This window comes from Mesorhizobium sp. M0317, assembly GCF_040321555.1.
In the GTDB taxonomy this organism is placed as follows: domain Bacteria; phylum Pseudomonadota; class Alphaproteobacteria; order Rhizobiales; family Rhizobiaceae; genus Mesorhizobium.
This window is the reverse complement of record NZ_JAMYRV010000038.1, coordinates 20,446-33,418: the sequence shown is the minus strand read 5'-3', so window position 1 is coordinate 33,418 and position 12,973 is coordinate 20,446. Positions and strand designations below refer to the sequence as shown.

Here is a 12,973-nt window from a genome sequence, read left to right as displayed (position 1 = left end):
AGTCAGATGACCGCGCGAACGGCACTCTCCAAAGAACTCGCCGACCGGCAGAGTTTCCGCCTCGACGTCGAAAAATGGGCAGCATTCAAGGCGGCGTTGGAAACTCCTGCGCGTGACCTCCCACGCTTGAAGCGATTGCTGAGCGAACCGAGCATCTTTTCCGTAGGCGACCCAGCTTAGGTCACTGCGCCTGCGCCGTCCGCATCGCCTCGACGCGGATATCCTCGGTCAGCCGCGCCTTCAGGCCTGAGAATTCCGGGCTGGTCTTCAGCGTATAGTGACGCGGATGCGGCAGGTCGATGGCGACATCCGACTTGATGCGGCCTGGCCGCGCGCTCATCACGATCACCCGCGAAGCCATGAAGATCGCCTCCTCGATGTCGTGGGTGACGAACAGCACTGTCTTCTTGCGCCGCTCCCAGATGCCGAGCAGCAGTTCCTGCATCAGTCCGCGCGTCTGGTTGTCGAGCGCACCGAACGGCTCGTCCAGCAACAGGATTTCGGGGTCGTTGGCCAGCGCCCGGGCGATCGCCGTGCGCTGCTGCATGCCGCCGGACAGCTGCTTTGGCCAATGGTTCTCGAAGCCCTTGAGCCCGACGAGGTCGACATAGGAAGCGACGATCCCGTCTCGCTCCTTTTCGGCCATGCCACGTTCGCGCAGGCCGAAGGCGATATTCTGCGCCACCGTTAGCCACGGAAACAGCGTGTAGGACTGGAACACCATGCCGCGATCCGGTCCCGGCCGCGTCACCGCCTTGCCGTCGAGCAGCACACGGCCTTCGCTCGGCGCTTCCAGGCCGGCAACGATCCTGAGCAGCGTCGACTTCCCGCAGCCGGACGGCCCCAGAATGGTGATGAAGTCGTTGGCCGCGACCGCAAGGTCGACCGGCATCAGCGCCTTGACCGGCTGCCCGCCGCGCACGCCGGCGAAGGTTCGCGAGACGCCTTCGATAAGCAACTTGCTCATGCCAGGCTCCAGGGAAAGAGCCAGCGATTGAACGCCTTGAAGGCGAAGTCGGACAACAGTCCGATCAGCCCGATGACGATGATGCCGAAGATGATCTGCCCTGTCGCCAGCCGCGACTGGCTGTTGATGATCATGTAGCCGATGCCTGAGGACGAACCGATCAGCTCGGCGACGATGACATAGGTCCAAGCCCAGCCGAGCACCAGCCGCAGCGTCTCGGCAATCTCGGGCGCATTGGCCGGCATGATGACCCGTTTGACGATACCGCTGTTGGTCGAGCCCAGCGTATAGGCCGCCTCGACCAGGTCGCGCCGCGTCGAGCCCACCTTGACCGCGACGATCAGGATGATCTGGAACACCGAGCCGACGAAGATGACCAGCAGCTTTTCCAGCTCGCCAATGCCGGCCCACAGGATGAGCAGCGGAATGAAGGCCGAAGCCGGGAGGTAGCGGGCGAAGGAGACGAACGGCTCCAGAAACGCCTCTATTGGTTTCCAGGCGCCCATGGCGATGCCGATCGGCACGGCGACGATCGACGCCAGCAGGAACCCGCCGAAGACCCGCCAGATGGTGATCAATATGTCGAGCCAGAAGCGGTCCTCGACCAGCAGCCGCCAACCATCCCGCAGCATCGACAGCGGGTCGGCGAGGAAGATGCGGTTGACGTGGCCGCCAAGCGTGATCCACGCCCAGAAGGCGACGAACAGCACGAAGAAGGAAATGCCAAGCACGGTTCGAATGCCCGGCGACACCGGATGCAAGGGGCGCATCTTCAGATCGTCCGCATCGTCAAATCATCACTTGTCCAGGAGAGAGCGGCGGCCCTAGGCGCCGCCGCACAATGGTCAAAGGCGAGGCCTGTCAGTTCGCCACCGCGCTGGTGTCGGCCAGCGTGGCAACGTCTGGCGCTTCCTTGATCAACCCCATCTGCAGCAGAAGCTCGCCGGCGGTCTTGGAAAAGTCCTGGAATTCCTTGGTGAAGAACTGCTTGTTCTCCGCCTTGTCGGCCCATTTCAGGTATTTCGCCGAATCCTCGAATTCTTTCGCAGACTGCTTCACGTCGGCGCCCATGATCTCGTAGGATCTCTGCGGATCGCTCTTGATCAGGTCGAGCGCTTCGAAATAGCTGTCGGCCAGCGCCTTGGCGGCGTCGGGATTGGCGGTGAGGAATTCAGGCGTGCAGCCGACCGTGTCGAGCACCATCGGGTAGTCGAGCGTGGTCGCCAATATGTGGCCCTGATCGGACTTGTCGCGCACCGCCGAGATGAACGGCTCATAGGTGACCGCCGCATCGTTCTGGCCGGCGAGGAAGGCTTGCGCCGCCGCATCCGGTTCCAGGTTGACGACGGTCACATCCTTGGTCGACAGGCCGTTCTTGTTCAGCACCCAGGCCAGCATGAAATAGGGCGACGTGCCCGGCGCCGAGGACGCGACATTCTTGCCCTTGAGGTCGGCGACGGTCTTGATGTCGTTGCGCACGACAATGCCGTCGGCGCCATAGGATTTGTCGAGCTGGAAGATCTGCTTGGTGGTGACGCCGCTGGCGTTCCACACCAGCCAGGTCTCGACCGTGGTGGCGGCGCATTGCAGATCGCCGCTGGCGATGGCGAGCGGCCGGCTGGCCTGCGGCACCTTCTTCAGGGTCACGTCGAGGCCATGCTTCTCGAAGATGCCGGCCTGCTTGGCGAGCGTCAGCGGCGCAAAGCCGGTCCATCCGCTGATGCCGATGGTGACCGATGTGGCAGCCTCGGCCGGCACGGATATTGCAGCCGCAAGCGCCAATACCGCGGCAGCGACGATGGTCTTGTTCATGTCGGTTCCCCTTGTTTTTTCGGATGCCGAATTGTGTCACAGACGCCCATGGGCTTGTCAATGAAACCGGCCCTTCACGGCAGCGTGATGATGCGAACGCTAACGGGCATCGAACATCCAGCTGCGGTCGCGCCACATCTTTTCGCCGACCTGGCAGTCGGTCGGCCGGTCCTGCGCCAGCACCACCGGCGGATGCCCGGCCTCCTCGCGCGCCCGTTGCGGCGAAGCGGCGCCGGCCAGCTCCAGCACCAGCTTGCGGCGGATGGCTTCGGGAAACTGCGTCCAGTCATTGACCGGGATCATGAAGGATCCGGGACCGCCGATGACGCAGTCGCTGTAGTAGCGGTCGAGATTGTTGACGTCATAGGCGCCGCTGAACCCGCCGCGCGTCATCAGCGGCAGGCCGTTGATGATGATGCCTTGCTTGACCACCGCGTCGCGGGTGATGTCGACGGGCGCGCCCTGGTTGTTGGGCCCGTCGCCGGAAATATCGATGACGCGCTTTGTCCCCTGAAAACCGCTTTCGGCGAACAGATCGCTGCCGAATTCCAGCGCGCCGGAAATCGAGGTGCGCCGGGCGCTGGCCGGCGGATGGGCGGAAAGCTGCGCGGCCACCCGCTCGGCATCGGCCCGGCTGGCGATCACCGTCCACGGCACGACGACCTGCTGCGTGGTCGCTCCCGCCCATTCGACATAGGTGACGGCGACCTTGCCGTAGGCGCCATCGGCGATGGCCTGCAGAACATTGTCGTGCGTCAGCGCAGCAGCATAGCCGTGACGCTGGATTTCAAGTTCGCCCGGCGACATCGACAGCGACACGTCGACGGCCAGCACCAGCTCGACGTCGACCGGCTCGGCGGCTTGAACCGGCGGCACCAGCCAGAGCCCCAGCGCCAGCGCGGCGCTGCCTGAAAGGAAATGTCGTGCGCAAGAAAAAGCAGACATACCCGAAGGTAAGCGAAAACCGGCTGCTGACAAAGCAAAAAGCCCGGCGAGGTGCCGGCTTTTCGATATGTTGGTTGGAACCGATGAAGCTCAACTCCTCGGCTTCAGATTCTCTGGATCGTAGAGCGGCTTGTAGCCGACGGCAGCCACCTCGACCGGGTAGGTCTCGCCGAAATATTCGATGGCAAACTTGCGGCCCTCCTGGGCATGGGCCCAGGGCAGATAGGCGAGGCCGATGTTCTTGCCGATGGTCGGGCCGTAGGCCATCGATGTGGTGAAGGAGCGGCGGCCGAGTTCGTCGACCAGCGTCTCGCCGGTCTTCGGATCCATCACCGGCATGGTGCCGACGGGATAGCGGGCAACACCCTTCGAATCGACGTTTTCCGTCATCACCAGCGTGCACAGGATCGCCGGCTGGTGCTCGCGGGCGCGGTATTCGACATGTTTTGCCTTGCCGCAGAAATCGTTCTCCTTGACCTTCGGTCGGGCAAGGTCGGCCTCGAGCAGATTGTACTCGGTCAACAGGTCGGCGTTCTGCAGGCGCAGGCTCTTTTCCATGCGCCGGGTGTTGGCATAGGTCTCGACGCCGAACGGCATGACCCCGGTCGAGCGCAGCGCGTCCCAAACGGCCAGGCCGTCTTCGTAACGCATATGCAGTTCCCAGCCCTGCTCGCCGACATAAGAGATGCGGAAGGCGGTGACGTCCTTGCCGCCGATCCTGACCGGCTTGATCGCCGCGAAGGGGAAGTTCTCGAGCGAGAGACCATCCGGATTTTCGACCACTTTCTGCAGCGTCGCCCGCGCGTTCGGTCCCCAGATGCCGATGGTGACGTATTTTTCCGTCACGTCGGTGATGGTGACGTCAAAGCCTTTGTCCTGCGCGGTGCGCTGCATGTAGCGGAAGTCGCGCGGACCGGCGTCGGCGCCGTCGATCAGACGGCAGCGGTCGGCCATGCGGATGACGGTGAAGTCGGCGCGCACCATGCCTTCCTCGTCGAGGAAGTGGGTGTAGATACCCTTGCCGATATTGTTGTCGCCACCAATCTTGGCCGCGCACAGCCACTCCAGCAGCGCGACATGGTCCGGCCCTTCGATGTCGTACATCGAGAAATGCGAGAGGTTGACGATGCCGCAATCCTCGCTCACCGCCAGGTGCTCGGCATTGGACACCCGCCAGAAATGGCGGTTGTCCCATTCGTTCTCACGTACGGGAACCCGGTTGCCATACTTCTCCAGCAGATGCTCGTTGGCGGCATAGCCATGCGCGCGCTCCCAACCGCCCAGCTCCATGAAGTAACCGCCAAGCTCCTTCTCGCGCTCCCAGAACGGCGAGCGGCGGATGTTGCGGCCTTTGGAGAACGGCTCGCGCGGATGCACCGCCGGATTGTAGACCTTCATCGCCGTCTCGGTGCAGCGATCCCAGATGAACTGCTCTTTCGTCTGGTGCGGATAGAAGCGCGCATAGTCGATGGCGTGATGGTCGATTTCCGTGCGGCCGTCCGTCATCCAGTCGGCGATCAGCTTGCCCATGCCGGGGCCGTCCTTGACCCAGATGGCGACGGCGTACCAGAGGCCCCTCACCTTCTGGCTCTCGCCCATGGACGGGCCGCCATCGGCGGTCACCTGCAACAGGCCGTTGAAGGAATGGCTTTCATTGTAGCCGAGTTCGCCCAGGATCGGCGTCAGCTCCATGGCGCGCTCAAGCGGCGCCAGGATCTGCTCCATGTCGAGATCGCGCTGCGACGGCGACAGCCGCGCCTGATCCTTTTCCAGCAAATCGCGCGGATGGCAGAGGCGCGGATTGGTCTCTTCGTAATAACCCCATTCGATCTGCCCGCCCTCGGCGGTCCTGGGGTCGCCGGTGTCGCGCATATAGGCCGAATTACCCTGGTCGCGCAGCAGCGGCCAGCCGATCTCCTTGCCCGTGCCGGCAAACTCATTGTAGGGACCGAAGAACGTCAGCGGATGGTCGATCGGCATGACCGGCAGGTCTTCGCCGACCATCTCGGCGATCAGCCGGCCCCAGATGCCGGCGCAGACGATGACATAATCGGCCATGATCGTGCCGCGGTCGGTGACGACGCCCTTGATGCGGCCCTCCTCGACGATGAGAGATTTGGCCGGCGTGTTGGCGAAGGACTTCAACTTGCCCGACGCTTCCGCCTGGTCGACCAGCTTGCCGGCGACAGTCTGCGAGCGCGGGATGACCAGGCCGGCGTCCGGATCCCACAGGCCGCCCTGCACCATGGACTCTTCGATCAGCGGGAATTTTTCCTTGATCTCGGCCGGTTCGATCAGCCGGGCGCGGGTGCCGAAGGATTTGGCCGAGGCGATCTTGCGCTTGATCTCGTCCATGCGACTGTCATCGCCGACGCGCGCCACTTCGAGGCCGCCAATGCGGGCGTAGTGGCCCATCTTCTCGTAGAAATCGATGGAGTAGAGCGTCGTCCAGCAGGACAGGAAATCATGGCTGGTGGTGTAGCAGAAGTCCGAGGCGTGCGCGGTCGAGCCGATATCGGTCGGGATGCCCGACTTGTCGATGCCGACAATGTCGGTCCAGCCGCGTTCGATCAGATGATGGGCGATCGATGCGCCGACAATGCCACCCAGGCCGACGATGACGACCTTCGCCTGTTTCGGAAACTCTGCCATTGCCGCGACTCCAAGGGGATAAAGCGGGCGTGTCCGCGCCCGTTCGAATGGCGCACAATATGCAGAGGACGTGGATGGAGCTACCGCCTGTTTGCGACACGTCGCAGATGCGACGCGACCCGGCGACCCGGCGTGCCGCCAGTGGCGATCTATCTCAGGCGAAGGCCCAGATGTCCTCGGCCTGGAAGCCGACCTGGTAGCCTGATGTCTTCAGCTTGACCACGACCTGGCCGATTTCGGCAGCCGGCAGCGCGCCGACCTCGACCTTGATCATGCCCGGACGATAGCGCTTGAGATCGAGCTGTTCGAAGACGATCCAGTCGGCGCCTTCGCAATCGACCAGGAAGGCGTCGATATGCGTGATGCCGTTGCGGTCGAGCAGCGTCTGCAGCGTTTCCGACGGCACCTCGATATCCCTGAGGTGCGGCGCGAACTTGTTGAAATTGGCGTCGGCCTCGCCCCAGGCATTCTTGCCCGACATCAGATTGGTGTTGGTGACCGATGAGCAGCCGATGAACTCGACCGGCAGCGTGCCGGCCTCGAGTGCCGCGGCATCGAAAGTGTGGACGGTGATCGTGCCTTTGGTTTTTGTCACCGCGACCGGTTCGACGACGAAGCGTTCCGTGTCGGGATAGTTGGCGCGCAACCGCTTCTGATTGTACGGGATCGGCTCGACCAGCACGGCCCGCGCCCGCGGAATGCGGTGCAGCCACGGCGTGACGTCGTCGAACAGCGCGCCGTCGCAAGCGCCGACATTGACCATCTGGAAGGCTTGCCCACCGCCAAACCGCGCCTTCAGCGCCGCCTTGGCCAGGAATTTCGTGCCGCGCAACGCCGGCCCGCGATCGAGCAGGCCGGCGGGCAGGCCGAGTGAAAGGGCGATGCGCGCCAGCCCGGAAATGGAACTCATGGCTTATCTCCAGGTATGGCGATGGGCCGCCTTCCATTCAGGCTTGCCGACGCCCACAGCGCCATGACCGGGCCGACAAGCAAAAGGTAGGGCGGCAGAAGGTTCGGGAAGTAGATGCGGGTGTCGTGGATCGGAAAGACGGTGAATTTCGCCAGCACGCCAAGCACCAGTGCTGCAAGCAGGATGCCGGCGCGACGATCGAGCCGGAAGCCGGCGCGGCCGAGCGCAAACCACGCGGCCAGCGCCAGAACCGAGACCCCGACCCAGCTGTTGATGCTGATGGCGCGAATGAAGGATGCGGCAAACGCCTTGAGATAGGCGCCAACCGAGAACGGCGGCTCGAAGCCATCCATATTGTAGTGCTGCTCGATGCTGGAGAACCACAGATGCGGCCACCAGCCGGGATGCTGCGCCCAGTGCGAAATCGCGAAATAGGCGACGAAGGACGCGGCAAAGCCGGCCAGCGCGCCCCACGCCCGCTGCCGGAAGACCAGCAGCAGCACGGCGAAAATGGCCAGGAATACGATGTTGTCCGGCCGCGCCATGAAGGCCAGGAAAAGCAGGACAGCGGTCGCTGCCTCGCGGCCGCGCACATAGGCAAGCAGCCCGCCGAGGAACAGCGCCGAGCACAACAGATCCGGGGTCGAGGCGCGTGCGGCATCGCCGAAATCGGCCATGATCAGCACCGCGCCGACCACAGGCGCCAGCGCAAGCGCGCCTTCGGTTCGCAGCCAAAGCAGCGTGATCATCCCGAACAGCAGCACCGAGACCACCTGCAGCACCCGCATCGCCTCGACCGGCGACATCACCGAACTCATCGTCGACAGCATCTCGGCATAGAGAAACTTGATCCGGTACATGCCGAGCAGCGAATGGAAGTCGGCGGCATTTTCAGCCATGTGGCTGCGGAAACCGCCGCCGTCGTCGGTCAGCGCCTTGTAGTCGGCGGCCGACACGCCGGCCTGGACCGTGCTGTAGGCGTAGTCATGCAATGCCTGCGCATCGGGATAAGCGCCCTCCTCGGCGACGGCGAGATAAGGCAGCATGTCCCAATTGGCGTCGGGCATCGTCCAGGCCATGAACGCCGTCAGCAGGATATAGAGCGAAAACGCGATCGCGCCGACCGGAGCCGCCCATCGCGCATAAGTCCCCTCGCCCCACGCGAGAGCGGCCGGGGTCAGCCGGTCGAGTGTGGTTTGCGGGGCGGGAGACTTGCTCAGCATTGTCGGACTCAGGACTTCGCTCAACGGACTTCTTTTAACGGACCTGGCTTTTGACGAAATCCTTCACGATTCCCACAATGCCGCGCGACAGCAGGCTATCGAAAGCATCGACGAAACGGTCGACATGCTCGCGCTGGCAGATCAGCGGCGGCTCGAGACGGATAACGTTGCGATTGTATTCGGTGAAGGCGACGAGCACGTCATAGTCGCGCAGCAACAGCGCGCCGACGAAGCCCGACAGCGAGCCCTTCAGCTTGTCGTCGAGGACGCTGACGATCGGACGTAGCACCATCGGCAAGGTCTGCGAGAAGTCGTGGAACTCGAGCCCGACCATAAAGCCTTTGCCGCGCACATCCTTGATGATCTTCGGGTACTTCTCCTTCAGCGCCTGCAGGCGCTGCAGCAGATAGTCGCCGGTAGAGGCGGCGTTGTCGATCAGCCCCTCGTCATAGAGCACGTTGATACCCTCGATCGCGGTGACGCAGGCCTCGCCCATGCCGCCGAAGGTGGCCATGGCATGGATCATCGCCGTCTTCGGCGTGCCATAGGCCTTCATATAGACCTCGCGCCGGGCGATCATCGCGCCGACCGCCGCCTTGCCGGCGCCGAGCGATTTCGCCAGCGCCGTCACATCGGGCACGACGCCATAATGCTCGAAGGCATAGAACCGTCCCGAGCGGCCATAGCCGCACTGCACTTCGTCCGCCACCCACAGCACGCCATACTGGTCGCAGAGCGCTCGCAGCTTCTGCCAATATTGCGCCTCTGCCTGGATGATGCCGCCGCCGCCCTGGATGGTCTCGAGCACTATGACGCCGACCTCCGGGTCGGAGCGGAACAGCCGCTCGACCGCTTCGATATCGGCGAACGGAATGCGCACGGTGTTCTCAGCCATCTTGAAGTCCGCGCGGTAGAGCTGGCCGTCGGTGATGCCGAGCACGCCCTTGGTCTTGCCGTGGAAGGAATTCTCGGCATAGACCACCTTCGGCCGCTTCGGCCCGGCGGCGCGCTCGGCGAGCTTCACCGCCGCTTCCATCGCTTCCGAACCCGACGAGCCCAGAAACACCATGTCGAGATCGCCGGGCGAGCATTTGGCGATGTTGTGCGCAAGGGCCGATGCATATTGCGACATGAAGGCGATGGCGATTTCCTGGCGCTTCTCCTCCTGGAATTTGCGCCGGGCCTCCAGGATGCGCGGATGGTTGTGGCCGAAGGCCAGCGAACCGAAGCCGCCGAAGAAGTCGAGAATCTTGCGGCCGTTCTGGTCGATGTAGAACATGCCTTCGGCACGCTCGATCTTGATCTTGTGGAAGCCGAGCAGCTTCATGAAATGCAGCTGGCCCGGATTGAGATGCGCCTTGAACAAGTCGGTCATGCGCGCGACATCCATCGCCTTCGCCTGCTCGACGCTGATCAGGTCGGGCTTGGCGATGGCGGTAGGCGACAACGCCGGCGCGCCGACGATGGTGCGCGCGTTCGTCTGCTCAGGCTTGGCCATGACGGTCATTTCGGAGTTCTCCTGGTCGTCCCACTTATTCGGCGGGGACATGATTGGCGGTGACGGCAAGCCCGTCTTTCTTGGCGCGGTATTCGCTGTAGGCGGCGATCAGCATGTCCTCGTCGCGATATTGCGGCACCCAGCCGAGCTGGCGCTCGGCCTTGGATACGTCGAGCACGCACTCCTCATCGGCGATCAGATATTGTTCGGGATCCATGATCGGCATGTTCATGAGATCGAGCAGGTCGAGGGTGCGCTTGACCGCCCAGCCCGGCGTCGGGATCAGCAGCGATTTCGAGCCGGCATGCTTGATCAGGTCGCCCAGCAATTTCTTCACCGGCGGCGGATTGAGGGAGCCCAGATTATAGGCCTGGTTGGGCACGCCTGCCTTCCAGGCCGAGCGGGCAGCTTCCGCGCAATCGAACACCGAGATGAACTGATAGGGGTTCTTGCCCGAGCCGATCATCGGCACAGGAAAATTCCAGTCGATCAGTTTGAACAGCTTTTCCAGGATCCCGAGCCGGCCGGGACCGATGATCAGGCGCGGGCGAAACAGCGAGATCGACATGCCGCGCTTGCGCCATTGAGCGGCGAGCTCCTCGGTCTTCTGCTTCGACCAGCCATATTCGCCGAGCGGCGCGACCGGATGTTCCTCGGTCATCGGCTGGGTGACCGTGTGGCCGTAGATCATGTCGGTGGTGTAGTGGACGAGCTTGGACGCGCCGGCCTTGTCCATCGCCTGCATGATGTGTTCGGTGCCGTGGAAATTCACCGGAAAGAAGAAGTCGTGACGCTTGGCCCGCACCTGGATCGGCGACAGCATTTTGGCCGACAGGTTGTAGATCATGTCGTCGGCCTTCAATCCGATGTTGGCCACCGAGGCCGTATCCGTGACATCGCAGGTGACGAAGCGAACGTTGCGATAGTGCGTCAGGTCGCTCTTGACGATGTCGGCAACGACAACCTCTTCACCATCGGCCACAAGCTTCGGGGCAAGATGACGGCCGACGAAGCCGTCGCCGCCGAAAATAACATGTCTCATCGAACGATCTCGTTTGTCTGGATCTTGTCGGGGATGATGGAAGCGGTTTGGTCGTCATGCCCGCGCCCGCCCAAGTCTCGACCGCTTTGCGCAATCAGCACGGTGCCGACGCAGATGAAGGCGATGCCTGCAATGCGCCAGGCATTGAGGTCCTCGCGGAAGATGAAATAGGCGAAGATCGCAACCGCGACATAGGCAAGGCTGAGGAACGGATACGCAAAGCTGAGCTCGACCTTGGACAGCACATAGAGATGCGAAGCCATCGAGATGACGAAGGTGCACAGGCCGAGAAACACCCATGGGCTGAAAACGACCTGCAACAGCTTCAACAGCGGATTGGTGCCTTCGAACGAAATGGGACCGAGCGACATCATGCCTTGCTTCAGCATCAGCTGCGCGGCGGCATTGGTCATGACCGTGAACAGAATGAAGACGATGTATTTCATATTTTGCACCCGCCACTCGCAACGGTCCTATTACTAACCTGCAAACATTTCGTGAAGTCACGACAATGCTTTGAGTAAACCAGGGAACTTACGATCTATTCACCATGACTTATTCGGATTGTACCTATTCAGCTGCCTCGACACGCCCTGGCCGGACGTTGAGCTTTTTCGCCGTCCGCAGCCAGAAACTGGACACGAACGCCGGGTCGCGCAGCGCTTCAAGCCGCTGCCAATTCGGGAAGGAGGCCGCGAAAGTATCAGCGCCCATGCGCGCATCCTTGTACGGGTTGACCGCGCCGCCGGCCGCGACCGTGATGCGGTCGAGTTCGCTGAGCAGGGCCAGCGTCCTGTCGCCGCGATTGGGGAAATCCAGCGTCAACGTGAAGCCTGGCCGCGGAAAGGACAGCAGCCCCGGCGAGCGGATCGAGCCGAAGCGCTTCAACACGGTGAGGAAAGAGCCCTGCCCGGCCCGACGCGCCGCGTCGAGCAGCGCCGGCACGGTCTGACGCGCGACATTTTCCGGCACCACGCTCTGGTGCTGGTAGAGACCTTTCGGGCCATACAGCCGATTCCAGTCGCCGACACCATCAAGCGGAAAGAAAAAGCCCTGGTAGCCGGTTTGGCTCGGCCCCGGCGAGCTCCCCTTCTTCCACCGATAGGCGGCGTTGAAGGCGGTGAGGAACGGCCGGTTGAGCACATTGAACGGCGGCTGGAACGGCACTGAAAAACGGGAGCCGGCGCGAGACGCCGCATGCGAGCCATACTCGGCATGATTGCCTGTCAACAACAGGCCGCGTCCGCGGCCATGGCCGCCGGCAAGCTGGTCGATCCAGGCGACGGCATATTCATTGGCCTGGTCGGCGGCCTCGGCCAGTTCGAAGAATTCGCCGAGATCGGCAAACCGCGTTACCTTCTCGGCGATATCGAGCGAATGCACCCGCATCAGCCAGATCGAGGCCGACAGGATCAGGCCGGTCAGCCCCATGCCGCCGATCGTCGCCGCAAACAGCCTTGCATTGTCGGTTGCCGAGCAGGTGTAGGTCCGCCCGTCCGAGCGCAGCAGCGTGAACGACTCGACATGGCAGCCAAAGGTGCCGCGCCGGTGATGGTTCTTGCCATGGACGTCATTGGCGATCGCGCCGCCAAGGGTGACGAACTGGGTGCCTGGGACGACAGTCGGAAAGAAACCGTAAGGTGCAGTGTGCGCAATGATATCGGAGAGGAACACGCCGGCCTCCGCCTCGAGCAGGCCGGTCTCGGCATTGAAGGCGCCGATGCGGTTCAGCGGCCGCATGTCCACGACCGCACCTGGCCCGTTCTGGCAGGAATCACCGTAGGAGCGGCCATTGCCATAGGCGAGCAGAGCGTTCTTTGTCGCCTTGCCGCTTCGCATCAGCGCGATGGCATCGTCGGCCGCGATGGCTCGCTTTGCGGCCGGCGTGGCGAGGCCAAAACTCCGGTACCGTTCGCCGGCCATC

General features: G+C 62.9%; 12 protein-coding genes. 1 reads left to right on the top strand and 11 read right to left on the bottom strand.

The features are described 5' to 3' along the window. The first annotated feature begins 6 nt into the window (after positions 1–6). Positions 7–180: a type II toxin -antitoxin system TacA 1-like antitoxin gene (locus tag NKI88_RS23265; protein WP_352657519.1), complete on the top strand. Its 174-nt coding sequence runs from the start codon at positions 7–9 to the stop codon at positions 178–180. Position 181: 1 nt separating this feature from the next. Here NKI88_RS23265 and NKI88_RS23260 read toward each other — a convergent pair whose 3' ends face one another. The 11 genes from NKI88_RS23260 to NKI88_RS23210 all read right to left on the bottom strand — a co-directional run bounded on the left by NKI88_RS23260 (position 182) and on the right by NKI88_RS23210 (position 12,972). Next, positions 182–967 (bottom strand): ABC transporter ATP-binding protein, encoded by a 786-nt coding sequence (locus NKI88_RS23260; protein ID WP_352657516.1) that lies wholly within the window; start codon positions 965–967, stop codon positions 182–184. Then, positions 964–1,737 (bottom strand): ABC transporter permease, encoded by a 774-nt coding sequence (locus tag NKI88_RS23255; RefSeq protein ID WP_023688107.1) that lies wholly within the window; start codon positions 1,735–1,737, stop codon positions 964–966. Before NKI88_RS23255 ends, NKI88_RS23260 begins: the two co-directional genes overlap by 4 nt. A gap of 91 nt (positions 1,738–1,828) precedes the next feature. Then, complete coding sequence (locus NKI88_RS23250; RefSeq protein WP_023688106.1) at positions 1,829–2,779, bottom strand: ABC transporter substrate-binding protein; 951 nt, start codon at positions 2,777–2,779, stop codon at positions 1,829–1,831. A gap of 99 nt (positions 2,780–2,878) precedes the next feature. After that, positions 2,879–3,724, bottom strand: coding sequence for a DUF1194 domain-containing protein (locus NKI88_RS23245; RefSeq protein ID WP_352657514.1), 846 nt, complete (start codon positions 3,722–3,724; stop codon positions 2,879–2,881). Between the two features lie 90 nt (positions 3,725–3,814). Next, positions 3,815–6,376, bottom strand: a complete 2,562-nt coding sequence (locus NKI88_RS23240; RefSeq protein ID WP_352657511.1) for a GcvT family protein — start codon at positions 6,374–6,376, stop codon at positions 3,815–3,817. A gap of 154 nt (positions 6,377–6,530) precedes the next feature. After that, a complete protein-coding gene (locus NKI88_RS23235) occupies positions 6,531–7,286 on the bottom strand; it encodes an FkbM family methyltransferase (protein WP_352657508.1) in 756 nt (251 codons plus the stop codon). Beyond that, entirely contained in the window at positions 7,283–8,509 is a 1,227-nt protein-coding gene (locus tag NKI88_RS23230; RefSeq protein ID WP_352657506.1) for a hypothetical protein, read from the bottom strand. Before NKI88_RS23230 ends, NKI88_RS23235 begins: the two co-directional genes overlap by 4 nt. A gap of 34 nt (positions 8,510–8,543) precedes the next feature. After that, a complete protein-coding gene (locus tag NKI88_RS23225) occupies positions 8,544–10,016 on the bottom strand; it encodes an aspartate aminotransferase family protein (RefSeq protein ID WP_352657504.1) in 1,473 nt (490 codons plus the stop codon). A 25-nt stretch (positions 10,017–10,041) separates the two neighbouring features. After that, on the bottom strand, positions 10,042–11,049 hold the full coding sequence (locus NKI88_RS23220) for an NAD-dependent epimerase/dehydratase family protein (protein WP_023670374.1): 1,008 nt from the start codon (positions 11,047–11,049) through the stop codon (positions 10,042–10,044). Continuing rightward, positions 11,046–11,495, bottom strand: a complete 450-nt coding sequence (locus NKI88_RS23215; RefSeq protein WP_352657502.1) for an EamA family transporter — start codon at positions 11,493–11,495, stop codon at positions 11,046–11,048. The genes NKI88_RS23220 and NKI88_RS23215 overlap by 4 nt, the downstream gene beginning before the upstream one ends. Before the next feature lie 124 nt (positions 11,496–11,619). Then, positions 11,620–12,972, bottom strand: a complete 1,353-nt coding sequence (locus NKI88_RS23210; RefSeq protein WP_352657499.1) for an FAD-binding oxidoreductase — start codon at positions 12,970–12,972, stop codon at positions 11,620–11,622. Between the last annotated feature and the right edge of the window lies 1 nt (position 12,973).

Coding starts and splice junctions, on each gene's coding strand:
- NKI88_RS23245 (WP_352657514.1), bottom strand. CDS start 3,724: ATGTCTGCTTTTTCTTGCGCACGACATTTCCTTTCAGGCAGCGCCGCG.
- NKI88_RS23250 (WP_023688106.1), bottom strand. CDS start 2,779: ATGAACAAGACCATCGTCGCTGCCGCGGTATTGGCGCTTGCGGCTGCA.
- NKI88_RS23240 (WP_352657511.1), bottom strand. CDS start 6,376: ATGGCAGAGTTTCCGAAACAGGCGAAGGTCGTCATCGTCGGCCTGGGT.
- NKI88_RS23260 (WP_352657516.1), bottom strand. CDS start 967: ATGAGCAAGTTGCTTATCGAAGGCGTCTCGCGAACCTTCGCCGGCGTG.
- NKI88_RS23230 (WP_352657506.1), bottom strand. CDS start 8,509: ATGCTGAGCAAGTCTCCCGCCCCGCAAACCACACTCGACCGGCTGACC.
- NKI88_RS23225 (WP_352657504.1), bottom strand. CDS start 10,016: ATGACCGTCATGGCCAAGCCTGAGCAGACGAACGCGCGCACCATCGTC.
- NKI88_RS23265 (WP_352657519.1), top strand. CDS start 7: ATGACCGCGCGAACGGCACTCTCCAAAGAACTCGCCGACCGGCAGAGT.
- NKI88_RS23235 (WP_352657508.1), bottom strand. CDS start 7,286: ATGAGTTCCATTTCCGGGCTGGCGCGCATCGCCCTTTCACTCGGCCTG.
- NKI88_RS23215 (WP_352657502.1), bottom strand. CDS start 11,495: ATGAAATACATCGTCTTCATTCTGTTCACGGTCATGACCAATGCCGCC.
- NKI88_RS23255 (WP_023688107.1), bottom strand. CDS start 1,737: ATGCGCCCCTTGCATCCGGTGTCGCCGGGCATTCGAACCGTGCTTGGC.
- NKI88_RS23210 (WP_352657499.1), bottom strand. CDS start 12,972: ATGGCCGGCGAACGGTACCGGAGTTTTGGCCTCGCCACGCCGGCCGCA.
- NKI88_RS23220 (WP_023670374.1), bottom strand. CDS start 11,049: ATGAGACATGTTATTTTCGGCGGCGACGGCTTCGTCGGCCGTCATCTT.